This is a genomic window from Croceitalea sp. MTPC6 (assembly GCF_036985525.1).
Lineage (GTDB): Bacteria > Bacteroidota > Bacteroidia > Flavobacteriales > Flavobacteriaceae > Croceitalea.
In genome coordinates, this window is sequence record NZ_BTGR01000001.1 from 92766 (window position 1) to 116224 (window position 23459).

Annotated in this window: 20 protein-coding genes; 9 read left to right on the forward strand and 11 right to left on the reverse strand. The window is 35.8% G+C overall.

What is annotated here, in order from left to right:
* The first annotated feature begins 110 nt into the window (after nt 1-110).
* Nucleotides 111-1949, forward strand: coding sequence for an AIPR family protein (locus AACP56_RS00425; protein ID WP_339334629.1), 1839 nt, complete (start codon nt 111-113; stop codon nt 1947-1949).
* A 6-nt stretch (nt 1950-1955) separates the two neighbouring features.
* Here the strand turns inward: AACP56_RS00425 and uvrA are convergent, their stop codons facing one another.
* Nucleotides 1956-4733, reverse strand: coding sequence for an excinuclease ABC subunit UvrA (uvrA, locus tag AACP56_RS00430; protein ID WP_339334627.1), 2778 nt, complete (start codon nt 4731-4733; stop codon nt 1956-1958).
* Between the two features lie 249 nt (nt 4734-4982).
* Between uvrA and AACP56_RS00435 the strand changes: the two genes are divergently transcribed.
* Together AACP56_RS00435 and AACP56_RS00440 are read left to right on the forward strand one after the other, a co-directional pair.
* Entirely contained in the window at nt 4983-5564 is a 582-nt protein-coding gene (locus tag AACP56_RS00435) for an RNA polymerase sigma factor (RefSeq protein WP_339334625.1), read from the forward strand.
* Nucleotides 5565-5635: 71 nt separating this feature from the next.
* The gene (locus tag AACP56_RS00440) at nt 5636-5779 is read left to right on the forward strand and encodes a hypothetical protein (protein WP_339334623.1); all 144 of its coding nucleotides are present in this window, start codon (nt 5636-5638) and stop codon (nt 5777-5779) included.
* Between the two features lie 27 nt (nt 5780-5806).
* On the opposite strand, the gene AACP56_RS00445 is transcribed toward AACP56_RS00440, so the two are convergent.
* Complete coding sequence (locus tag AACP56_RS00445) at nt 5807-6472, reverse strand: endonuclease III domain-containing protein (RefSeq protein WP_339334621.1); 666 nt, start codon at nt 6470-6472, stop codon at nt 5807-5809.
* A 47-nt stretch (nt 6473-6519) separates the two neighbouring features.
* Here AACP56_RS00445 and bcp point away from each other — a divergent pair, with 47 nt between their 5' ends.
* Complete coding sequence (bcp, locus tag AACP56_RS00450; protein WP_339334619.1) at nt 6520-6978, forward strand: thioredoxin-dependent thiol peroxidase; 459 nt, start codon at nt 6520-6522, stop codon at nt 6976-6978.
* Nucleotides 6979-7015: 37 nt separating this feature from the next.
* Here the strand turns inward: bcp and AACP56_RS00455 are convergent, their stop codons facing one another.
* Entirely contained in the window at nt 7016-8482 is a 1467-nt protein-coding gene (locus tag AACP56_RS00455; RefSeq protein WP_339334617.1) for a TonB-dependent receptor, read from the reverse strand.
* Between the two features lie 76 nt (nt 8483-8558).
* Here AACP56_RS00455 and AACP56_RS00460 point away from each other — a divergent pair, with 76 nt between their 5' ends.
* Together AACP56_RS00460 and AACP56_RS00465 are read left to right on the forward strand one after the other, a co-directional pair.
* Nucleotides 8559-9335 (forward strand): MBL fold metallo-hydrolase, encoded by a 777-nt coding sequence (locus tag AACP56_RS00460; RefSeq protein WP_339334615.1) that lies wholly within the window; start codon nt 8559-8561, stop codon nt 9333-9335.
* Nucleotides 9335-9829 carry a hydrolase gene (locus AACP56_RS00465; protein ID WP_339334613.1) on the forward strand — a complete coding sequence of 165 codons (495 nt, stop codon included), beginning with the start codon at nt 9335-9337 and terminating at the stop codon, nt 9827-9829. Before AACP56_RS00460 ends, AACP56_RS00465 begins: the two co-directional genes overlap by 1 nt.
* A 3-nt stretch (nt 9830-9832) precedes the next feature.
* Here the strand turns inward: AACP56_RS00465 and AACP56_RS00470 are convergent, their stop codons facing one another.
* The 8 genes from AACP56_RS00470 to AACP56_RS00505 all read right to left on the reverse strand — a co-directional run bounded on the left by AACP56_RS00470 (nt 9833) and on the right by AACP56_RS00505 (nt 18482).
* Nucleotides 9833-10300: a nuclear transport factor 2 family protein gene (locus tag AACP56_RS00470; RefSeq protein WP_339334611.1), complete on the reverse strand. Its 468-nt coding sequence runs from the start codon at nt 10298-10300 to the stop codon at nt 9833-9835.
* Nucleotides 10301-10322: 22 nt separating this feature from the next.
* The gene (locus AACP56_RS00475; protein ID WP_339334609.1) at nt 10323-10988 is read right to left on the reverse strand and encodes an alpha/beta hydrolase; all 666 of its coding nucleotides are present in this window, start codon (nt 10986-10988) and stop codon (nt 10323-10325) included.
* A 432-nt stretch (nt 10989-11420) separates the two neighbouring features.
* Nucleotides 11421-12677, reverse strand: coding sequence for a dihydroorotase (locus AACP56_RS00480; protein ID WP_339334606.1), 1257 nt, complete (start codon nt 12675-12677; stop codon nt 11421-11423).
* A complete protein-coding gene (locus AACP56_RS00485) occupies nt 12674-14596 on the reverse strand; it encodes a BatA domain-containing protein (protein ID WP_339334604.1) in 1923 nt (640 codons plus the stop codon). The genes AACP56_RS00480 and AACP56_RS00485 overlap by 4 nt, the downstream gene beginning before the upstream one ends.
* Nucleotides 14597-14695: 99 nt before the next feature.
* Complete coding sequence (locus AACP56_RS00490) at nt 14696-15703, reverse strand: glycosyltransferase family 2 protein (RefSeq protein WP_339334602.1); 1008 nt, start codon at nt 15701-15703, stop codon at nt 14696-14698.
* Nucleotides 15704-16390, reverse strand: coding sequence for an SGNH/GDSL hydrolase family protein (locus tag AACP56_RS00495; protein ID WP_339334600.1), 687 nt, complete (start codon nt 16388-16390; stop codon nt 15704-15706).
* 24 nt (nt 16391-16414) lie between these two features.
* On the reverse strand, nt 16415-16987 hold the full coding sequence (locus AACP56_RS00500) for a hypothetical protein (protein WP_339334598.1): 573 nt from the start codon (nt 16985-16987) through the stop codon (nt 16415-16417).
* 10 nt (nt 16988-16997) lie between these two features.
* On the reverse strand, nt 16998-18482 hold the full coding sequence (locus tag AACP56_RS00505) for a S10 family peptidase (protein WP_339334596.1): 1485 nt from the start codon (nt 18480-18482) through the stop codon (nt 16998-17000).
* 204 nt (nt 18483-18686) lie between these two features.
* On the opposite strand from AACP56_RS00505, the gene AACP56_RS00510 reads away from it, so the two are divergent.
* From AACP56_RS00510 to AACP56_RS00520, 3 genes are all read left to right on the forward strand, one after another.
* The gene (locus tag AACP56_RS00510) at nt 18687-19733 is read left to right on the forward strand and encodes a Gfo/Idh/MocA family protein (RefSeq protein WP_339334594.1); all 1047 of its coding nucleotides are present in this window, start codon (nt 18687-18689) and stop codon (nt 19731-19733) included.
* Nucleotides 19734-19910: 177 nt separating this feature from the next.
* Nucleotides 19911-21530, forward strand: coding sequence for a phosphatase (locus AACP56_RS00515; protein ID WP_339334592.1), 1620 nt, complete (start codon nt 19911-19913; stop codon nt 21528-21530).
* A gap of 81 nt (nt 21531-21611) precedes the next feature.
* Nucleotides 21612-23459: a cytochrome-c peroxidase gene (locus AACP56_RS00520; RefSeq protein WP_339334590.1), complete on the forward strand. Its 1848-nt coding sequence runs from the start codon at nt 21612-21614 to the stop codon at nt 23457-23459.

Consider the following 23459-nt stretch of genomic DNA (forward strand, 5'->3'; position numbering starts at 1 on the left):
ATGCAGGTTTAACGTTAGTCTTTGTATGAATTTAAAGGGAACTTCATTACAAACAGATATGCTATATTTAAACAGGATTATAGATTAACATCAGTTACAACAGATATAATATGACTAAATATCAAACTCTAATTAACGTTTTAGACCAGTTGCGAAAAGAAGCTCCAAAAGAATATAAAAGATATTACCCCTTAGACAATAATGTTGAAGGCTTAAATCAAGCAAGAGCTAGAGCATATATCCATTTATTTCTTAAAGTTAAATTTGGTTTATTAGAGTTTAAATCAAGAGAAGAATTTATTACAGATGAAGTAAACGATGGTGGAATTGATGGATATTTCATTGATGAAGAAAATAAGAAAATATTTTTTATTCAATCTAAATTCAGAATAAATCAAAAGAATTTTGAAAAGAAAAACATCGAATTGGATGAATTAATTTGCATGGATCTTGATCGTATTACTAAAGGTGAAAAATCTGGTGTGACTGGCGTTGATTATAATTCAAAAATCCAAAAGCTAATAAAAAAAATACAAGGAATTGATGATTATCCGAAATATAAAGAAACGGTAATTCTACTTGCTAATTTGAAAGATAAATATCTTCCAAAACTTAAACCTCTTACGATTTTTCCAACGGAAGTGTACGCTTATGATAGATGTTATAATGAGTTAGTGTTTCCAGTGGTTTCTGGCACATACTATAATCCTAAAGAGCTTAAAATTACAATAAATGTGTCAAACTATGGAGGTAGCAACCGAATTGATTATTATGTGGACACATCAATTGGAGAATGTAATATTTCTATTCTTTTTGTGCCTACAGCTGAAATAGGCAGAATTCTTTATAAATTCAAAAATTCCATTTTAAAATTTAATCCCCGTAGCTACTTAGAGTTAGCTTCTGGTTCTGTTAATGCAAAAATTAAAGATTCCATAGTAAATATTGAGACAAATGAATTTGCTCTTTTTAACAACGGAATTACAATGCTTTCCGATAACACCTATTATAGCGATAGAGTTGGTAAGCGTAATGAAGCGGCTATAATTATCTCTAATCCACAAATAATAAATGGAGGACAGACAGCATATACAATGAGCAGGATTTTTGAAGAGTATAAAGAAATAGATCCTGAACTCAATATTTTTAAAAATAAAGAAGTTTTATTGAAAGTTATAACTTTCAATGACGAGTTCAATAATTTGAGTCAAGATGAAAAACTTACTTTAATTGAAGATGTTTCTAAAGCAACAAATAATCAAACTGCTGTTAACGAGGCAGATAGAAGATCTAATGAAAAAGTTCAAGTAGATTTACAGCAAAATCTTTTTGAAGAATTTGGAATGTTTTATGAAAGGAAAAAGGGTGAATACGGTGACGGGTTAAGAAATAAATATATTGATAGGTCAATAATTATTGATCGGGAAGTTTTTTTACGCGTTAGTTTGTCTATTAATGGTAATCCAGCTCAGTCAAGAAGAGGTAGTGCAAAACAAATATTTAAAAAAGAAATTTTCGCGCAAATTTTAAATGATTCACAATTATTTAAGAAATACTATTTTGGTTACAGTATTCTTCAAAGTTTAAATAAGGAACAAAAGAAATTCGATAAAGATCAAAACAATAAATTCGGTGTGGTTCAATATGGTAATGGGCTTAGATATGGAAAAATGGCAGTAATTAATATTGCAAGTGAAATTTACGATTCAAAATATTCAAATACAGAGGAATTTTATGCTCAGGCAAGTAAAGCCGCATTAGAAACAATTCAGCAATGGTTTGATTTCGAAAAGTATGTAAAAAATTTACCAACTAATAGGAGTTATTTTAGAGAAATGTTTGACCCAGAGACTGGCGAGAGAACCTTAGAAATAAATTTTGATAATTATTATAAAGGCAGGACATTAAGTACTGATTTAATTAATTATTTCTCTAAAAACAGAAGATAACTATACCTAAATCTTATCCGCTAAATACTTTGCCGTAAAAGACTCTTTGCTCTGTATGACCTCTTCTGGAGTACCTTCAGCTAATAAATCTCCACCGTTTTCACCACCTTCTGGGCCAAGGTCTATAATATAGTCAGCACATTTAATCAATTCTATATTATGTTCTATTACAATAACAGAATGGCCTTTGTCAATAAGCGCATCAAAAGATTTTAGCAGCTTTTTAATATCGTGAAAGTGTAGCCCCGTTGTAGGTTCATCAAAAATAAATAAGGCCTTATCCTTAGTATCCCCTTTTACTAAAAAGGAAGCCAGTTTAATACGTTGCGCTTCACCACCAGATAGGGTAGAGGAGCTTTGCCCCAACGTAACATAGCCCAGACCTACATCTTGCAAGGGCTGTAGTTTTTTTACAATTTTATCTTCTTTATGGGCAGTAAAGTGTGCAATGGCATCATCAATCGTCAGCATTAGAATATCATTAATGCTTTTGCCTTCAAACTTTACTTCTAAAACTTCTTTTTTAAAGCGTTTTCCTTCGCAGACATCACATTCCAGATGTACGTCTGCCATAAACTGCATTTCTACCGTTATTTCACCTTCGCCCTTACATTTTTCACAACGGCCACCATCTACATTAAAAGAAAAGTGTTTGGCTTGGTAGCCTCTTAGCTTGCTTAGCTTCTGTGAAGCAAACAAAGCCCGTATATCATCATAGGCCTTTATATAGGTAACGGGATTGGAGCGTGAGGAACGCCCAATGGGGTTTTGGTCCACAAACTCCACGGTCTTTACCTGGGAGTATTTACCTTCTATCTTGGTGAACTGCCCAGCCTTTTCGCCATAACCACCTACTTCTTTTAAAATAGCGGGGTACAAAATCTTTTTTACCAAAGTACTCTTTCCACTACCGGAGACTCCAGTAACTACAGTAAGCATATTTAAGGGAAAAGTGGTATCTATATTCTTAAGGTTGTTCTCGCGGGCACCTTTTATTTGTATGTAATTTGGAGAATTACGGCGTTCCTTTGGAACTTCAATCTCCATAGCGCCATTTAAATAGGAAGCGGTAAGGGAATTGGATTTTAAAACTTCATCCAAAGGACCTGTAGCCACAACTTCGCCACCAAGCGTTCCTGCTTCCGGACCAATATCTATAACTTCATCCGCAGCTTTCATAATATCTTCATCATGTTCTACCACAATAACGGTATTACCTAAATCACGGAGGGACTTTAAGACTTCAATCAGATTCTCCGTGTCTTTTGGGTGGAGTCCAATACTGGGTTCATCCAATATATACATGGAGCCTACCAAACTACTCCCTAAAGAAGTTGCCAAATTAATACGCTGGCTCTCACCACCAGATAGCGTATTGGATTTTCGGTTTAAGGATAAATAACTCAATCCTACTTTAGAAAGAAACTCCAGCCGTGTGTTTATTTCCTTTAATAACCGTTTTGCAATGGTTTGGTCATGTTCAGATAATTGCAATTCCTCAAAGAACGGAGCTAGTTTTTTTATAGGCAGTTCTATAATATCAGAAATGGACTTGCCATTTATTTTCACATAGTCAGCTTCCTTACGAAGTCGCTTGCCCTTACAAACCGAGCATTTGGTTTTTCCGCGGTAACGCGAAAGCATCACCCGATTTTGGATTTTATAACTTTTCTCTTCAAGCTGTTCAAAGAATTTATGGATACCAATAAAGTGGTCGTTACCGTCCCAGACCAATTGTTTCTGCTCCTCAGAAAGTTCAAACCAGGGTTTATGGATGGGGAAGTCAAACTTATAGGCTGAATTCACCAATTGGTCTCGGTACCAACTCATACTCTCCCCACGCCATGGAAAAACAGCTTCTTCATAAACGGATAAGGCTGTATTGGGAATCACCAAGTCTTCATCAATTCCAATAACATCGCCATATCCTTCACACTTTGGACACGCACCATAAGGGTTATTAAAACTAAAGAGGTGAACATTGGGTTCCAAAAACTTCATGTCATCCAACTCAAACTGATTGCTGAACACGGTCTGTTCACCAGTTTCCAATACTTCGATGGTACATCTGCCTTTACCTTCAAAGAAAGCATTGTCCACTGCATTTGCTAATCGGTTCAAAAAATCTTCATCATCTTTAACCACGATTCGGTCTACGACCAAATCAAACTCTTTTCCAATGTCTTCCGGGACTTGGTCAACCCGTAGCACCTCTCCTTTATATTTAATACGTGCATAGCCTTGTTTGGAAAACAACGCCAAAGATTTTAAACTATCTCTGTCTTCCCTAATATGTATAGGGGCAAGTAATAAGAGTTTTGTCCCTTCTTCAAATTTCTTTACGTGATTTACGACATCCGTCACCACATCCTTTTTAACTTCTCTGCCAGAAATAGGGGAGATAGTCTTACCAATGCGGGCAAACAAGAGTTTTAAATAGTCGTATACCTCTGTAGTTGTGCCAACAGTAGAACGCGGATTGGTGGAATTCACTTTTTGCTCAATCGCAATTGCCGGAGCTATACCTTTTATATAGTCCACTTTGGGTTTATCCAATTTGCCTAAAAACTGGCGCGCATAGGATGATAAACTCTCCACATAGCGCCTTTGACCTTCCGCATACAAGGTGTCAAAAGCAAGGCTGGACTTCCCAGAACCTGATAAACCAGTGATGACCACTAATTTATTTCTAGGAATAATTACATCTATATTCTTGAGGTTATGGAGTTTGGCACCCTTTATGATAATATTTTGCTTAGAATCGACGTCTTTAAGGGAAAGCATTTACGTATATTTAATATTCAAAGATACGATTGAATGTAGTTAATGACTATATTATTAACTTTGACATCTAAAATTGCGCATATCACAACATAGTTTTTCTGAAGGAACCCCTTCTATCTATATTTGGTATGTAATTAAAATCTGATAGGCCTATACAGCGATAATTACTTTTTAATTTAATAACTAATAACTCAGAAGCCTTTTGACCTACGAAAGGAGGCCTCACATGTTAACCAAAAAGTAATTTGTATGGAACTGCAAATCGAAGACTCGGTATTAGTAAAAGAATACATTAACGGAGATGAAAAATCTCTTGAAGTACTAATAAACCGTCACAATCAAAGAATTTCAAGTTTTATTTATTCCAAAGTATTGGATAGGGATGTTACAGAAGACATCTTTCAAGATACCTTTATTAAGGTAATTAAAACTTTAAAAAGAGGCTCATATAGTGAAGAAGGTAAATTTTTACCTTGGGTGATGCGTATAGCACACAACTTGATTATAGACCACTTTCGTAAAAATAAAAGGATGCCAAAGTTTGAAGGCAGCGATGACTTCAATATCTTTTCGGTAATCCATGATGATAAGCTCAATGCGGAAAAGCAATTGATAAAAAATCAAATTGATTCTGATTTAACCTTATTGATTGATGAATTACCAGACGACCAAAAAGAAGTTTTGGTAATGCGTATCTACAAAGACATGAGTTTTAAAGAGATTTCTGAGAATACCGGAGTAAGCATAAACACTGCTCTAGGGCGTATGCGTTATGCTTTGATCAACCTAAGAAAGATAGTTGAGCGAAATAATATCGTTTTAACGAATTAATTTACTTTAGAACGGATCTCGCAATATTTCCATTCTAGTGGCGTTATCTATTTATAACAAAACGCTAGAATATGGAAGAAATTTACTCTGAAGAACAACAAATTTGTAAAATCACAAAAGCGAGACCAGAAACGGTCAAGTTTTTATTAGGATTTTCAGCATCAATGCAAGTCATTGATTACAAAGACATTAAGTTTGAAGCTACTTTGAACTAAAACAAGTTACATTTTGGAAAAAAGCCGCTATTTAGCGGCTTTTTTGTTTTTATGGTAGTCGTTAAGGACCGTTTTTCTACCAATGGTTTTGGTAATGATGTCCTTTTCCAAATCCCAACCTCTAGCTGGGGAGTATTCCCTTCCGTACCAAATTATCTGTAGATGGAGCCTGTTCCATATTTCTTTTGGAAATAAACGTTTTGCATCTTTCTCTGTTTGGACCACATTTTTTCCATTGGTAAACCCCCAACGATACATTAGCCTATGAATATGGGTGTCCACTGGAAATGCTGGTATGCCAAAAGCTTGTGAAACGACTACACTAGCTGTTTTATGACCTACCGCAGGCAATTCTTCCAATAGTTCAATTTCTTTTGGAACTTGACCATTATATTTTTCTATCAAAATCTTTGAAAGCCCATGAATCCCTTTAGATTTCATTGGAGATAAACCCAGAGGCCTAATAATATCCCTTATTTCTTCCACAGTCATTTTCACCATGTCATACGGATTATCAGCCCTTTTAAAGAGTAGGGGAGTAATTTTATTCACGCGGACATCAGTACTTTGGGCAGATAGGAGCACGGCAATCAATAAAGTATACGGGTCTTTATGGTCCAGCGGGATAGGGATGGTAGGATATAGTTCGTCTAAAGTGCTTATTGTGAAGTTTACCTTTTCTTGTTTGGTCATTTTTGTTTAATTTTATCAAAAATAATTTAAACAAAATTAAATTTGATATGAACACTTTAAAAGTTGGAGATAAAGTACCTGAATTTTCTGCAAAAGACCAAGATGGTAACACGATAAGTTTATCGGACTATGCAGGCAAAAAATTGATAGTATTCTTCTACCCAAGAGCTAATACACCAACCTGTACCAATGAAGCCTGTAATTTGAACGAAAACATAAAAAATTTAAAGAAGGCAGGTTATGAAATTTTAGGTGTAAGTGAAGATTCTCAACGTAAACAATCCAACTTTAGAGAAAAGTTTGGTTTTGAATATCCACTATTGGCCGATGAAGACCACACTGTTATTGATGCTTTTGGGGTTTGGGGTCCAAAAAAGTTTATGGGCAGAGAATTTGATGGAATTCATCGTACCACATTCATTATTAATGAAAACGGAGTAGTTTCCAGAGTTATAAATAAAGTAAAGGCAAAACAACATGCCGAACAAATACTAGAAGAAGATTAATCCAAACAAAAAACCTGACCAATTGGTTAGGTTTTTTTTATTCTTCATCCACTTCTTGAGCTTCTGGTAGATTCTTTCTAACAAATAGCTTTTTCTTTTCTATAATTTCAGCAATACCTTCTGGCAACATTTCTTGCCAACCATCTTCGCCATTGGTGATTCTTTTGAGTACTTCTCTGGAAAAGATGTCCATAATATCAGGATCATAATCTATAATATCCATAACTTTTCCATTGTACTTAAAGAACTTATAGAGTTCTTTCATCCTTGGATGCACCTTTACGTTGTTACTTGTCATGATTTGTCCAGTTTCTGCATTTTTCATAGGGTACAAGTACACTTTTAGGTCTTTAAAGAAGAGTTTTCCAAACGCTTCTAAAATGCCCCCACTTAAATGACGGTAATATTTCTCATCAAATACATCCACTAAGTTATTTACACCCATGGTCAAACCAATACGAGCCTTGGTATAATTATTAAAGTACTCCACAAGTTTGTAGTACTCTTGGAATTTAGAAATCATAACGGTATGCCCCAAAGAACATAGCAACTCTGCACGATCCATAAAATCCTGTTCATCAATTTCCCCTGATGCTTTTAGGTTGGATAGCGTAATCTCAAAAATGACAATGGATTTTTCTAAATCTACCGTTTGTTCCCTGATAAATATGTCATATGATTTTTGAAACATATCCATATTTACCTTGGTTACCGGTCTAAAACTACCACGCAGTGCAAGGATATTTTTTTTGTAAAGTACTGCCGCAGGGAGTAAGTTATTCCCATCTGGACCAAACATGACCGCATCCGTCATATCATTTTTAATAAGCTGTAGACTCATTAAGCGGTTATCTACTTCCCTAAAGTTTGGACCAGTGAAGTTTACCATATCAATCTCTATGGTGTCTTTGTCAATATGGTCATACAGGTATTTCAGTAGTTTTTTGGGCCTATTGTATTTAAAGAAAGCTCCGTAGATTAGATTAACCCCTAAAATCCCTAGTGTTTCTTGTTGTAGACGGGCCTCATTCTGCTTAAAACGTATGTGCAGAATAATTTCGTCATATTCTTTTTGGTTTGGATCTAATTGAAAACGAAGTCCAATCCATCCATGGCCCTTGTAGCGTTTTGAAAAATCAATCGTAGCAACAGTATTTGCATAAGAAAAGAATCTGTAGTCCGGATTACTTTTTCTATCAATCCTTTCCTCAACCAATTGCATTTCATGCCGTAGCATGGTTTTTAAGCGTGCCTGGGTTACGTAACGCCCATCTTTTTCTACACCGTAAATCGCATCACTAAAAGATTTGTCATAAGCACTCATCGCTTTTGCAATAGTTCCAGAAGCTCCACCTGCCCTAAAAAAATGCCTTGCGGTTTCTTGGCCGGCACCTATTTCAGCAAATGTGCCATAAATATCCGGGTTAAGATTAATGCGAAGCGTTTTCGCTTTGATTGAAGGAATATTTTCAAACTCATTTACTTTGTTAGGAACAGTGGCCATGCTACGTTTTTTGTTGTTAACAAAGTTAAGAAGTTAGGGAATTCTTTTAGATAAATATGTTATAATTTTGAATTAGATGAGTGAGGTATTAAAAGTCACATTTTTAGGCACTGGAACCTCCCAAGGAATCCCGATAATTGGAAGCAAACATCCAGTATGTTTAAGTAATGACCCAAAAGATAAACGACTGCGTGTTTCAGTGCTATTATCATGGAAATCATTCAATTATGTAATTGATTGTGGCCCGGATTTTCGGCAGCAAATGTTATCCAATCCAATTAACAGACTAGATGGAATTTTATTTACCCATGAACATGCAGATCATACTGCTGGTATAGATGACATTCGCCCTTTTTTCTTCAGACAGGGAGATATTCCAATTTATGCCCATTCTCGAGTGGTTACCTCACTTAAAAGACGTTTTGATTATATTTTTGAAAAAGAAAACCGATATCCAGGAGCTCCCGGAGTGGATATAAATTTGATTGATAAAGACACCCCATTTAAACTTAATGGGTTTGAGGTGGTGCCAATAGAAGTATTCCACAATACACTTCCAATTTTGGGATTTCGTGTTAGTGATTTTGTGTATTTGACTGATGTTAAAACTGTAGCAGAAGAAGAATTTAAAAAACTAGAGGGGTGTAAAGTTGTTGTGGTAAACGCTTTACGGATAGAACCCCATATTTCACATCTTAATTTACAAGAGGCTTTGGATTTTGCGGATAGAGTAGGTGCGGAACAAACTTATTTTACACACATAAGCCATCTTTTAGGGTTTCATGAAGATGTAGAGAAGAACTTGCCAGATAACGTACATTTGGCTTATGATAATTTAAAAATCACGATATAATGAAGAAGAATATATTCCTGTACTTATTTGTTTTTGCAGCATTGATAGCACTCTACATGATTGTAAATGGGAATAAAATGCAAAATCAGAGTTTGGAAGAAATTGAAAAGCTGAATACCCAGGTTTCGCAATTAAAGGACTCGTTACAGCAATCACAACTTCGGATTTTGGATATGCAATATTTTTCTTTGGAAAATAATGATGACGCCTTAGCCTATTATGATCATTTGAACTTGAAAGATCCAACCCGCTATATAGAAGACAAGCTTTTGGAAACAAATGAGAAGAAAGGAGACAATCCTTTGATTCCCTATGAAGGAATGAACAGTGATTTTAAAATAAACAAGATCAAAGTATTGAACCATAGATGGTTATTGGCAGACTTTTCGGATGGACAGTATTGGGGAGACCTGATTATTAAATATGAGCTTAAAGATGATTTGGGTATAGATTTTACCCTTGTAGATCATCTGTTGTATGCAAGAAGTAACTAGAAACTATTTTATTTTTCCATCATGGAAAGCCGCTCTCAACCAATTGCCTGATTCATAGACCCACAGATTGGTTACTCTAAACTGGGATTCCTTTATTCCAGAGTCGTTTTTTGTTTTAACCTTGACTTTTGCAGTCACTATTGCAGAATTACAGTAATATTGTACTGAAATGTCATTCATCTCATAATCAATTACCTCTAAATTTCCAGAAGTAATGTCTTGCTCCCTCTTCTTAAGGTAAGTAAGCCATCCTTTTTTGCCAATAGCTTTTGAACTCCCATTGGTATGTACATAATCATCAGTAATCATTGTACTTAGCTTTTCTGCATCACCTTCCTTAAAGGTTTTATTAAAAAGTTCTAAAGAGGTTAAGAGTTCATCTTTTTGTGATATACTCCCATCACATTCATTTTTACAACTTAGAAAAAAAATGATGACCACTAATGATATAATACTTCTGATAGGACACATATTTAAAATATAAGCTTTATAGCTAGCTTTCTAATCTTAAATTTAACCATTTTTGGAAAGCGTAAAAATTTTGTGGTGCAACTCCGTGGCCTACAGGAAATTCTTCAAAGACATGTTTAATACCAAGCTTTTTTAGAAATTCTGGAGCTCGCTGTGCCCATTCAATAGGTATTACAGCATCTACTTGACCGTGGGAACAATAAAAATCCAATTTTGTATGGTCTTTATCCTTAAAACCATCAATTAAAATCCCTTCATTGATATACCCACTCAAAGCGATTACATTTTTCACCTTTTCTGGGTATGATAATGCAACTGCATAGCTCAAAATAGTCCCTTGGCTAAAACCTAAAAGTGTAACATTTTCCTTGTCCAAGTTGTAAGCTTTACAGGCTTCCTCAATAAAAGCAACTATTTTCTCCCTCGAATTTATTGCTTGGGTATCATCACTCCATTTACCTTGCTCTGCATCAAAATTTATGGCATACCATGCATGGCCATAAGGCTCTAAATTATATGGTGCTCGGACTGAAATTATGAATACCTCTGGAGGTAATTCGCTGGCAAATGAAAACAAATCTTCTTCATTGCTTCCATAGCCATGCAGCATAATTAACACAGGGCTTTTGCCAGTCTTAAAAGTAGCAGGTCGTATTAAATGTTCTAAAGATAGTGGGGTGGGGGTCATTACTAAAGTTTAAAAGTTTGGTGTTTACGGGTTTAATAGTTTAATTCCTCAATAGGTTAAAAAATATAATTTCATCTAACATCTAACATCTAACATCTAACATCTAACTAATAAAAGTAAACCATTTTTGAAAAAAGGGTCCTAGGAGAGGAATGGTTATTTTTTTGTTATTGATTGTTCCATAAAGGCTGTAGGCCCATAAGCAAAAAAAGACAATATACAGTAATACCCATGCATATGGGATATTGGTGAAATTGAAGAAAATTGCTAATGCGTGAAATAGAATATGAATTCCAAAAGCCTGCCTAATATAAAATTGGGCATAGGAATTTTTTGGCTCTAAATTCATTGTAATGGCAATAAGACAGCCAATTAAGGTTATATGCGCAATTATTGCAGTAGTTTTTCCTTTAGTGATTTCCTTCTCCACAATTAATTAAGTATGGTCTTTCCATTGTTTACAACCCCATAGACTTTGCCCTTTAATTGTTCGCCAGTAAATAGGCTGTTTTTAGAAGTAGAACTAATATTCTCTTTTTTAAATGTATAGTCTTCATCTGGAGTAAATAAAGTAAGGCAAGCTGTTTCTCCCTCCTTTATTTTTGGGCTAGTTATTCCAAAGCGATTTCTTCCTTTCGTCAATAAGGTTACGGTTTCCTCTAAACTGAATATGGTGTTTAAAGCTCCAAAGGCACTTTCTAAGCCAATAGTACCAAATTCTGCATTATCAAACTCTACTCGTTTTTGTTCAATGTCAATCGGGGTGTGATCGGTGGTTACAAAATCAATAGTGCCATTTTGCAAACCTTTCTGTAAGGCTTTGGCATCTTTTTCACTTCTAAGAGGTGGTTTCACCTTATAATCTGAATCAAAACTGTCCAGTTCAGCATCAGTGAAAATTAGATTATGAATTGCAACACTGGCAGTTATATCCAAGCCTTTTTTCTTTGCTTCTGCAATAAGTTTTACAGATTTAGCTGTTGAAACTGTGGGAATGTGCAATTTCCCCCCAGTGTATTCCAAAATATATAAGTCTCGTATAATCTGCAATTCTTCAGATAAAGAGGGAATGCCTTTTAATCCCAATCTCGTGGAAACTTCACTTTCATTAACGGTGCCCTTCCCCTTAATCTTTTTTTCCTCTGGATAAGAAAAAACCAATCCGTCAAAGTTTTGGGCATATAACATGGCAATTTTTAGTAGGTTGGTATCTTCAATAGGCTTCTTGTAATCATAGAAGGCAATGGCCCCAGCATTATGCATGTCAAAAAGCTCGGCTAAGTGCCCGCCACCTGCATTTACGGTTAGGTTACCAATTGGATATAAGTTTGTCGCAAAACCTTTACTTCTTTCCTTTAGAAATATAATATCAGAACTAGTGTCGGGTGTTGGTTTTGTATTTGGATTTAAAACAATATCTGTAAACCCACTCTTAGCAGCAACTTCCAGCCCATTGCTGATGGTTTCACGTTCTTCAAATCCAGGTTCACCAAAACTAACACTACTATCAAACCATCCCAGTGAAACATGGAGCTTATCCAATGCAATTTCCTTGACGCCTTTTGAAGCATCAATTTTTACAGCAATTTTTTCAATAGTGCCGTTTTTAATAAGGATGTCTCTTTTTTTCTGATGAATAGTGGTGTTAGTGGAATCTATTATCGTAGCAGACTTTAGAAGTATGTTCATGCAAGAAATTTTTGTATCAGCACTTCCACCAAAGCGAAGACCAGTACAAAAATAACAAACCATTTCCAATATTCCGTAATGGTATTGTCTTTGGCCAACTTTTCAAATAAATCTGAGATACTATTTTCTATACTGGAAACTCCTAAACCCTCTAATTGCAGATAGCGAAGGAGACTTTCTTCTCTGCTATAATTAAAACTTATTCCTTTGAGTGTATCTGAACCCTTCACTATACTGTAAATACCAGCCTTATTTGGATTTTCAGAGAAAGTAAGATTAACCTTGTTAGAAAATGATTGTTGAAGCGGAATAAACCCCACATCTTTCCCAACTACCTTTATTACATTGTCTTTTTCAATTTTTATGGGCAGTTCTATGGTTGAATTATCCCCAATTTTTAAGTACAAATCTGGAATTTTAAGACTGTTTGTACCCATATTATAAAAAGTGGGAACAATTAATGGTGAGTTTTTAAAATTAGAGTTTTCAATATTTAATGACGCAGTAAAAATATATGTATTATCGCTATTAACTAAAAAAGGAGAATTATTATTAAAGGATAGTATGGTGGCTGCATTTGTTGAACAATTCCAATAGGTGCTTACCTGTGGAAAATCAAAATTTGATACTTTTTTTTCAAAAACATCTCTGAATAATGGGTGGTCAACAGTAATGGATGTTATCTTTTGTTCAAATTGATTTTTATCAGAATATGAAAATTTTAATATACTATTTGATAGTGAGTTATAGGATTTTATATCAACTTCTTGTGGAGGTATAATTGTTAGACTGCCTCCTTTGTCATGAAAAGACTTTATAACGGTTTGCAAACTGGTTGGGATTGAACTGAGTTCATTAAGGATAACTAAATTTTGATTATCAATTTCGCTGTAATTCAAATCTTTTAGCAATGTATTTTTAAACTCAAACTCTTCTGGGGTAAAGATTCTCTTTAAAAAGTCTGCACTGGTTTGGCTAATCGTGAAAACTTTTATTTTCTCTTTTTTATCAATGTTAAAATAGAAATCATTATCAAATGTCAAGCTTTTATCAGAAAGGGTAATGCGACCTTTTATTGCCCTATCCGCAGGTAAGGAAAAAGTAGCGCTTGCCTTTTGTTTTTGGTCATATTCTACTGCGGTTTTTGCAATCAGTTCTCCATCGTTAAATAATGAAATAGGGATATTCCCATCATTTGTTATACCAGCAACTTGAGTGGTCAATTCAATTTGGTTATTTATAGTTTTTGAAAGAAAAATTGAATCTATTGCAACGTTGTAGAAGTTATCGGGCTTAAGGTCAACTAAACTTAATGTGATTTCTTCTTCGTTATCATTTGTAATTTCTTCAAGCCTGGTTTGAAAGTCAGAAATTAGAACAAGGTTCTTTTGGGATGCGGGATTTTTGGTGAATAGTGTATTTGCTTTTAATAGTATTTCATTGAAAACCAATTGTTTGTGATTGTTTTCTATACTTAAAAGATTATTCTGTATGTCTTTTAATTCAACATCTTTAAAAGTAGTATTGTTTGTAAAAAGACTGAATTTTGTTTCGCTTGGAATAACTTTCACTAATTCTTGGGTAGCTTGTTCCAATAAAGTAAATCCATCTTTTTTAGCTTGCATACTAAAGGAGTCATCTAAATAAATTACCATCTCTTTGTCTCTTAATGCAGTACTGTTTGCAAGGAAAGGTTGCGCGAAAGCCGTTATAACAGCAGCTAATAATAATAACCTTGAGAGCAGTAACAACCACTTTTTTAAGCTGTTGCTTTTTCGCGATTCTGAGACCACTTTTTGCAACATGGCCACATTGGTAAATGGTGTTTTTTTAAACCTACGTAACTGAAAGAGGTGGATAATGATGGGAATTAGCAATAAAAAAAGAGCCCAAAGAATTTCTGGATGTTTAAACTGCATTCCGTTATTTAATTAGGTAAATATACTGTTTTAATGTGTTTAGGTTTTTAGGGGCTATTGTTAAGAGTTTGATAATATTTTCAAGACATAAGGCTTATATCAGCAGAAGAAATAAAAATCTTTGATGGGAATTTGGTGTAACCCTTTCAGATAATTTTTAATATCCTTTTGGGCTTCTTCATTAGCCACTGTAACTATACTTTGAGGATTTTTAAGTGTTTCCAATTTTGAAAAGTGAAACAATCCTTGATTGTATATTTTTTTATTGATTTTTTTTGGGTTATCGCATAACCAATAAAACTCTATGTCTTTTTCTATAAGACTTTTTGCAATAGTTTTTCCCTTAAAACCAGCCCCCCATATAACTAATGGTCGTTTTGAATTGTAATCTAGTTTTAAAAAATAGTGAAGTTTAATATCTAGAAAATAGTTTTGTGCATAGTGTTCATGGGTTCTTGAGGTGCGGGTGTCATAATCACGCCATAGCAATAAAATTTCTTTACATGGGATTACTTTTAAACCATTTTCATAGAATCGAAAGGTAAGATCGTAGTCTTCTGGGTATCTTTCAGAATTAAAAGCACCAGATTTATCAAAATCATCTTTATGTACCATCCAACACGGGGAGGGGATTACACATTCCTTGTAAATTTCAGAGTAATTGGCACCAATTGCTGTAAGACCATTCAGCCATTTTTCATAACGGGAATAACCATCACTAATGCCCCGATGGGAGAAATAACTAACCTGACCTACCGAAACATGATTTCTCCCATGTTCCAATAAAGCATTCACCATAATCTCTAATCTATTTGGCTTCATGATATCGTCAGAATCCATACGGGTGATAAATTCTCCGTTACAATTGGCATAAGCTTTCTGCAATGCAGGAATAATGCCCGTTTTTTCATTATTGAAAACCGTTATCCTATTGTCTTTTTTGGAGTAAGATTCCAAAAGCTGTAAGCCATTGTCTATGGATTGGTCATTTACCGCCACTACCTCCCAATTTTGATAGGTCTGCGCTAAAATAGAGTCCAAACATTCGGGTAAATATTGCGCTGTATTTTTAAATGGGATAACAATGCTAATTAAGCTTTGATGCATTTAATGTTTGTTCTTTAATGCCTTCTCAATTGCTTTTTTTGCCATTTCCCCTAATACTTCATAGCCTTTCTCCGTTAAATGGACCTCATCTGTTGTGAGTGCCGAGGGTAATCCATTCCTATCATCAGCCATGGCCGCAAAATAATCCAAATATGGCACTTCTTTTTGTTCTGCTATATTTTTTAGCATAGCATTAAGCTTTGGAATTTTAATGTTTGGGGCCAAACCTGGTCGCCATGGATAATCATAAGCTGGCAGGACAGAACAAACAACTGGGTAAATCTTGTTAGCTTCTGCCAATTCTACCATTGAAAGAATGTTATCTCTAATTTCCTCAAGGGTCATAGGTCCAGTATTACCTGCTATATCATTGGTACCAGCTAGAATAAGAACAACTTTTGGCTTTAAATCGATTACATCCTGTCTAAACCGAAGCAGCATTTGTGGTGTAGTTTGACCACCAATTCCTCTGTTGATATAAGAAGGATTTTCAAAAAAAGATTTTGTCCAACCTTCTGTAATGGAATTACCCATAAAAACGACTCTTTTTTGATCATAGGGCATACTAAGCAATTTTTCATTTTGAGATTTGTACTTGGTAAGGTTGGCCCAATCTTGTGCATTGGATTTTTTAGAGAACAAGAATAAGCTTAATAGCACTAGAATTGTTATTTTATTTTTTAGCATGATGAGTTAGATTGATGCAGTAGATTATTTCTTTTGAGGATTAATCATGATATGAGCACGATGTGTACCTGGGTCCATAAGCCATGGTTGACCAGGTGGCAAAGGAGTAGTTGGCAGACCTGTAGATTCCCCCGTTGCGTATGGTAAATAAAAGACGTAACGAGTGTATGTATTTTCAATTTCCATAGTTTCGCTATTTACGTCTCCAGTAAAGACACAAAGTGTAGCTTTATCTGGGATTTTTAGTTTCCCTGATTTGACTTCCTCTTCGCGGATGTCAAATATTTCCTGGAACTCTTTTCCTTCAGCTCTTAGAGCTCTTCCTCTTGCCATAAACTCGTCCAAATCCTTATGATAAGCAGATGTTGAGAATTTTTTTCTTTTTGGGTCAGAAGCTAAAGCAATGTAATCATTGGTGCCCTCTCGCAAAGTAGTAAAGCTACCATCGGAATAATAGCCATATACTTTTGCGCCTTCCTTGTAATCCTTTGGCACTGCCATGAGTGCAGTTTTTATTTGCCATTCCTTAGATGGGATTTCTTGCCCCAAAAGAATAGTGCAGAAAAATAAAGTTGATACTGTAAATATGTTTTTCATGAAACTATGTTTAATATTTGGCACTATTACCTGTATTTGCTGTTCTTTTTATAAAAGCCCTGATATCATCGTTGGCTTTTTTTAGATCCTCTCGTCTTAAATACATCATGTGGCCAGAGCGATATCCTTTAAACTCAAACCTATCTTTCATACGGCCACTTGGGTCAACTTGCCACATCGTGTATTTTGCATTAAAATAGGTTGTAGCACCATCGTAATATCCGGATTGAATCAATACGTTCAAATAAGGATTCTGAGCCATGGCCTGTCTTAGATTATCCCTAGTATTATCGTCATCATTGTTCCATGGTCGTACGGGACCAAACATATTATACTTTATATCAGTCTTAAATTTTAATTCCTCTTGCAGATAGTAGTTGATTGCTGGTGTGAAACTGTGCAACCAAGAGGTTAATTCTGCACTATAATCCGGACGCATACCAGCCAACTGACGGTCTATGCCAAGGTATCTGGAATCCAACCTACCGATATTATAACCTTTATCCTTCAAAAGGTTTTTCCAGAAATACTGGACAGGAACCACTAGGTTTTGGTCCAAAATCTCTTTTTTTGATAGTCCTGAATAGTAGGCTATTTTTTCTGCAACCGAGTTTTTTTCGGTTTCCCCAATAAACCCTCCTTTTGCTAAAGCCGGAATTAGGGTGTTGACCGCGTAATCTTCAGATTCAGGCAAGACCTCCAATAAATCCTTTTGCTGTAATTCAGGTGGTAATGCTTGGTGATGCCACGCAGCAGCCGTGAAGTAGGGCAGGCTTATGGCATTTTCCACGGCACCTCCTGTATTGTACAATTTATAATCTGCCGGCGAAACCATGATGACCCCGTTAAGGTACATCCACTGTTGATTCTGCAGTGCTAAAGAGAGCCCCATGACTCGGGTTCCCCCATAGCTTTCACCAATTATGTATTTTGGGGAACGCCAACGATTATTTCTGGTTACAAAAGTATTTAGCCATTCTGCCAAGTATTTTATATCTGCATTAATGCCAAAAAACTTATCTCGGTCAACTTCTTTTCCAGTTTCTGGAATTGTTCTAGAATAACCTGTATTTGCTGGGTTTACATAAACTATGTCTATAACGTCTAAAACAGAAAATGGATTTTCTTTGACCCCATAGGGCTGAACGGGATAGCCTTCATCATCTATTTTGAGTACTCTAGGTCCGGTATATGCCAAGTGCATCCACACAGAACCAGAACCCGGACCACCATTAAAGGAAATCAAAAGCGGTCTTTTTGCTCTGTCTTTTATATTGTTTCTAGTGTAATAAGTGTAGTGTAGTGAAGCTGTTGGTTTACCCATATCATCCCAAACAGGTTGTGTGCCCGTTGTGGCAGTATAGCTAAAACTTGTTCCATTTACTGTAACACTATGCTGGGTAGTGACAGTTGTATCTATGGGTAATTTCCGTTCTTGGGAGAAGCTGATTGTGGTATGGATAATTAGTAAGGCGGTAAAGAGCTTTTCTTTCATTTCTATTGGATAATTAGTCTGATTCTAAAAGTAAGAATTTTGAGTTAGAAATTTTGTAAACCCAACAAGCTGCAATCCAATTTTATATCTTTAGAAGAAAGAATTCATCATCATGAAAAAAATACAAGAAGGAATTTTAATTCCACATTCGCCAAAGGCATAGGCAGCTCAGTGGTAGCCGCCAATATTCCATTTGCTTGTGCTATGGGAAATAATGTAGAAAAGAGAAAATTAGGTGTAGCCTTGGTTGGGCTTGGTAGTTATAGTAGCTATCAACTGGCACCAGCATTACAAGACACAAAACATTGTTATTTAGCAGGTATTGTGACGGGAACTCCTGAAAAAGAAAGGATTTGGGCCTCTAAGTATAACATCCCAAAAAAGAGCATCTATAACTATGACAATTTTGATAAGATAAAGGATAATACAGATATTGATATTGTTTATGTAGTCTTACCTAATGCTATGCATGCTGATTTTTCCATAAGGGCTGCCAAAGCGGGAAAACATGTTATTTGTGAAAAGCCAATGGCAATGAATGTTAAAGAATGTGATGCCATAATCAATGCATGTGAAGATAACAATGTAAAACTTGGAATAGGCTATCGGCTACACTCAGAACCATATACGCAAGAAGTGAAGCGATTTGTGAAAGAAAAAACATTTGGAAACATTAGATATATTTCTGCAGATGCAGGATACTATTCTGGCAGTAACCCAGGACAGTGGCGACTAAATAAAAAGCTTTCTGGTGGAGGAGCTCTAGTGAACATGGGAGTATATGCCATCCAAAGTGTGATTTATGGGACTGGAGAAAACCCAATTTCTGTTTCTGCCCAGGAATATAGTACTAGACCAGCGTATTTTAATGATACGGACGAAACCATTACTGCTCAGTTTGAGTTTAAGAGTGGGGCAGTAGGTACTATCATGACTTCTCATAATATTAATGCAAATCGTTTACATGCTAAATGTGAAGATGGTTGGTTTGAATTGGACCCTGCCAGTACTTATATTCCCTTAGCTGGTAGAACCTCTAGAGGAAAATTGAACTTTGAACAAGAAAGCCAGCAAAAACTACAAATGGATGATTTTGCTATACATATTTTAGTGGGAACACCAAATTTAGTTCCTGGAGAAATGGGCAAGAGAGATATGATGATTGTGGAAGCGATATATAAGTCAATTGCCGAAGGAGGTAAAAAGCAGGAGTTTAATTTTGAGCCTAATTATGGGTTTGAAGAATACTAAATATTTTCAAAAAATGACCCAAAAAAAATTATTAAGACTTATTCTAAATATTAACGTTTCGTTAAAAGCTTAACCTTTTTTTTATCAATCGTTCATATTATCACTACCGGAACTTAACATACCTAATTTGATGTATAAAGTACTTTTGGGTAACACAAAAACCTAAAAACTTTAATCATGAAATTGAAAAAATTAGTATTCTTTTTATTTACTGCCGCTTCATTGGTGACAACATTCACAAGCTGTGAGGGCGAAGACGGAATGGACGGTCGCGATGGTGTCGACGGTGTTAATGGTGCTGACGGAGCCGATGGTGCTGACGGAGCGGATGGTGCAGATGGTATGGATTTAACACTTGAAGAAATGATTCCATTGGAAAGTTCGGTCATTTCAAACGACGTTTTTGAATTGAAGGGGAGCTTTGCTTCCTCTGCTAACTTGGAGATGATCATGACATCGGCAGATATACTTCCCTCTGATTCAACATTTGTTTACGGTTCTTTTATGGATGGTGCAGCACTTTATCCAGCCGGTGACGGAATGTATGCGTTTATCAACAACCTAGAATCTGATTTCTCAATTGCGAGGATTATGATGAATTCTGATTTACAACCATTAGCGGGAGATTATATTGTTAATGCCACTGCCACTGCATTTACCGCTCAATGTTCTGGTTCTTCAATAACACCGGAAGAGCACGGTTTTGGTCCCTTATACCTTTCCGGTGGTGAGTGGGGTGGTAATGCCAAAGGCGTTTACCGAGTAAATCCTTTCCGTTCAACTGATGATAGGGTTGAAGCGGATAGACTACCAGCCCTTGGAGAGTGGTCCACTGAGAATGCTGTAGTTATTGGTAAAGAAGCCTATCCTTCCCAAACAGTTGTATTTATGGGTGATGATGACAGTAGTAATGACTATCCAGAATCTCATTTTGCTATGTATGTGGGTTCTAGAGGAGATTTAAATGGCGGAAATTTGTATGTATTGAGAGGAACAAATCCCGTGGAAACAGCTCCTGGTGCTGGAGGTCAACTTTTTGAAATGGGTATGGCTGAAGGAACAGAATATGATGTTGAATGGGTAGAAGTTACCGAGAGAACAATTAATGAATTAAACCAAGAAGGTATAGATTCTTTGGCAATTGGTTTCCAGAGAATTGAAGATATCGATTGGAGAAGAGGTTCTGCTGAGGCAAATAGAGAAGTTTACTTCAATGCAACAGGACGATACAGATCAGACAATCCTGATTTAGCAAATAGAGGCACTACTTTTGGTCGAGTTTACAAGTTGACCATGAATACCGATGACCCAACAGGCCCCGCTAAATTGGAAGTTGTTATGGATGGTGACAATGTAGGTGGTGTTGCAGATGGTATGCACTCACCAGATAACATCGTAGTAACAGAAAACTACGCTTACATTCAAGAAGACCCGAATGGCTACCAAGATTTGAATACTGCAATTCAAGGTTTCGCTAAATTGTGGCAACTGGATTTGAACACAGGAGCTGTTACAGAAGTAATGGAATGCAACCAAAATATGGCCACTACAATGGATATTGGAAACACTACTAGTTATTGGGAGATTACTGGATTGATTGATGTTACAGATATCATAGGAGCTACTGAGCCTACATTTATTGGAGGAGCACAAGTTCATGGATGGAATTACTCAAGTCAGCCCGCATCAGCCATACGAGCAGATGGTGCAAAATTCTACGACCCAACTGCAATAGACGAAGGATCTGCTAGATTAGAAGGATCATTTTTGTTCAAGATTACGGGTCTGCCAAGATAGTTTAAGTAATAAAACTTTAAACAAACAAAGGGTTCCCAGTTTTGGGAACCTTTTTGCTTATCACATTAAGAATACACAACTATGAAATTTCAACTTTATTTTCTTCAAGTACTAGTATTGGTAGTATGTTTTGTCTCTTGTAAAAAAGAACCGAAATTATTTGTCTTATCAACTTCATCTGATAGTACTTCAATGTTCAACGAAGCTATAAGAAACCATTATTTTAAAACTTTGGACAGTGCTGCTCATTACATTCAAAAGGTAGACACGTTAAAGACATTGGAAGAAAATAAAATTAACTTTTTAAAAAGTAGGCAGTGGTACAAACGCGCAGAGCCTATGTTAATGGCGTATGATTATGAGAATTACCTTTCTATGAATGCTCCAAATTTGCTTAAGCTTGAGATTGATGATTATCAGGATATCAAAAAAATCAAGCCGAAAAGCTATCAAGTTCTTGAGGAGTTGTTGTATAGTGAAGAGGGGTTTGATAATAAAGATGTTGAATACGTGATTCAATATTTAAAAGTTCGAATACCCTATATTCGAAAAAATCATATCCTAATCAGACAGAGAGACCGTCACCACCTTAAAATGTTACGAGATGCCATCGTAAACATTGCTGCAAAAGGCATAACTGGCTTTGATTCCCCAATGTTGGCCAACTCCTTAAATGAGGCCATTTATAATTACGAGACCATTCAGGAAATTCTTGGTATTTATGAACCCGCCTTTGGTTCAAAGGAATTACTGCAAACTTGGTCGCAAGAAATCAATAGTACCATAGCAGATTTAAAATCGGGAGATTTTGACACTTTTGACCGTTATAACTTTATAAAAAATCACACTAATAAGCAACTAGAACTAATCAATAAAACTGCGGAAGATTGGAACATAAAATTGAATACCTCACGTCCGCTAAGTCCTGTCGCTACGAATTTATTTGATAAGAATTTCTTCAACATAAAAATGTTTTCTGTCCCTAATTCTCCTGAGATTACTGAAGATAGGATAGAACTTGGTAGGATGTTGTTCAACGATAAATCCCTATCAAGCACTGGGAACATTAGTTGCGCCACTTGCCATCATAAGGATAAGGCGTTTACGGATGGCCTAAAAAAAGCTAGGGGAATAGATAATGTTGAATTGCAACGAAACACGCCTACCTTGACCTATGCAGTTTATCAAAAAGCGATGTTCTATGACGGGCGTGCCACAGGGCTTGAAGACCAAATTGTAAATGTAGTGAACGATGAAAACGAATTCCATATGGATTTAAACACCTTGGAAAGACGTATAAGAGAAAACCCCCTATATGTTCAGCATTTTGATTCATTGTACGATGGAAAACTTTCTAACCGGAATGCACGTCATGCAATAGCTACTTATATAAGAAGTTTAGCTCCTTTTGATTCCAAATTTGATAAAAACATGCAGGGCAAGGAAGAAACCTTAACGGAGGAAGAAGTTTTAGGATTTAACCTGTTTATGGGAAAAGCTGCTTGTGCCACTTGCCATTTTCCGCCGGCGTTCAACGGTACGGTTCCACCTAAGTATATGGAAACAGAATTTGAAAACTTGGGTGTACCAAAAAATGCCAGTTTTGAGCACCCTGTCTTAGACGAAGATCCTGGACAATACTACCCATATAAGGTTGAGGAGAAAAGGAATTTCTTTAAAACTTCAACGGTTAGAAATACTGAATTAACAGGCCCTTATATGCATAATGGTGTTTACGAAACCCTTGAAGAAGTTGTTAATTTTTATAATGTTGGTGGGGGCCAAGGAATGGGATTGGATGTACCATATCAAACTTTGCCGCCAGATTCCCTTAATTTATCGGATAAAGAATCTAAGGCATTGATTGCTTTTATGAAAACCCTGAATGATGAACAATTCCTAAAAGGAAATGAAGCACCAATTCAATAA

Coding starts and splice junctions, on each gene's coding strand:
- AACP56_RS00425 (WP_339334629.1), top strand. CDS start 111: ATGACTAAATATCAAACTCTAATTAACGTTTTAGACCAGTTGCGAAAA.
- uvrA (WP_339334627.1), bottom strand. CDS start 4,733: ATGCTTTCCCTTAAAGACGTCGATTCTAAGCAAAATATTATCATAAAG.
- AACP56_RS00435 (WP_339334625.1), top strand. CDS start 4,983: ATGGAACTGCAAATCGAAGACTCGGTATTAGTAAAAGAATACATTAAC.
- AACP56_RS00440 (WP_339334623.1), top strand. CDS start 5,636: ATGGAAGAAATTTACTCTGAAGAACAACAAATTTGTAAAATCACAAAA.
- AACP56_RS00445 (WP_339334621.1), bottom strand. CDS start 6,472: ATGACCAAACAAGAAAAGGTAAACTTCACAATAAGCACTTTAGACGAA.
- bcp (WP_339334619.1), top strand. CDS start 6,520: ATGAACACTTTAAAAGTTGGAGATAAAGTACCTGAATTTTCTGCAAAA.
- AACP56_RS00455 (WP_339334617.1), bottom strand. CDS start 8,482: ATGGCCACTGTTCCTAACAAAGTAAATGAGTTTGAAAATATTCCTTCA.
- AACP56_RS00460 (WP_339334615.1), top strand. CDS start 8,559: ATGAGTGAGGTATTAAAAGTCACATTTTTAGGCACTGGAACCTCCCAA.
- AACP56_RS00465 (WP_339334613.1), top strand. CDS start 9,335: ATGAAGAAGAATATATTCCTGTACTTATTTGTTTTTGCAGCATTGATA.
- AACP56_RS00470 (WP_339334611.1), bottom strand. CDS start 10,300: ATGTGTCCTATCAGAAGTATTATATCATTAGTGGTCATCATTTTTTTT.
- AACP56_RS00475 (WP_339334609.1), bottom strand. CDS start 10,988: ATGACCCCCACCCCACTATCTTTAGAACATTTAATACGACCTGCTACT.
- AACP56_RS00480 (WP_339334606.1), bottom strand. CDS start 12,677: ATGAACATACTTCTAAAGTCTGCTACGATAATAGATTCCACTAACACC.
- AACP56_RS00485 (WP_339334604.1), bottom strand. CDS start 14,596: ATGCAGTTTAAACATCCAGAAATTCTTTGGGCTCTTTTTTTATTGCTA.
- AACP56_RS00490 (WP_339334602.1), bottom strand. CDS start 15,703: ATGCATCAAAGCTTAATTAGCATTGTTATCCCATTTAAAAATACAGCG.
- AACP56_RS00495 (WP_339334600.1), bottom strand. CDS start 16,390: ATGCTAAAAAATAAAATAACAATTCTAGTGCTATTAAGCTTATTCTTG.
- AACP56_RS00500 (WP_339334598.1), bottom strand. CDS start 16,987: ATGAAAAACATATTTACAGTATCAACTTTATTTTTCTGCACTATTCTT.
- AACP56_RS00505 (WP_339334596.1), bottom strand. CDS start 18,482: ATGAAAGAAAAGCTCTTTACCGCCTTACTAATTATCCATACCACAATC.
- AACP56_RS00510 (WP_339334594.1), top strand. CDS start 18,687: ATGGGAAATAATGTAGAAAAGAGAAAATTAGGTGTAGCCTTGGTTGGG.
- AACP56_RS00515 (WP_339334592.1), top strand. CDS start 19,911: ATGAAATTGAAAAAATTAGTATTCTTTTTATTTACTGCCGCTTCATTG.
- AACP56_RS00520 (WP_339334590.1), top strand. CDS start 21,612: ATGAAATTTCAACTTTATTTTCTTCAAGTACTAGTATTGGTAGTATGT.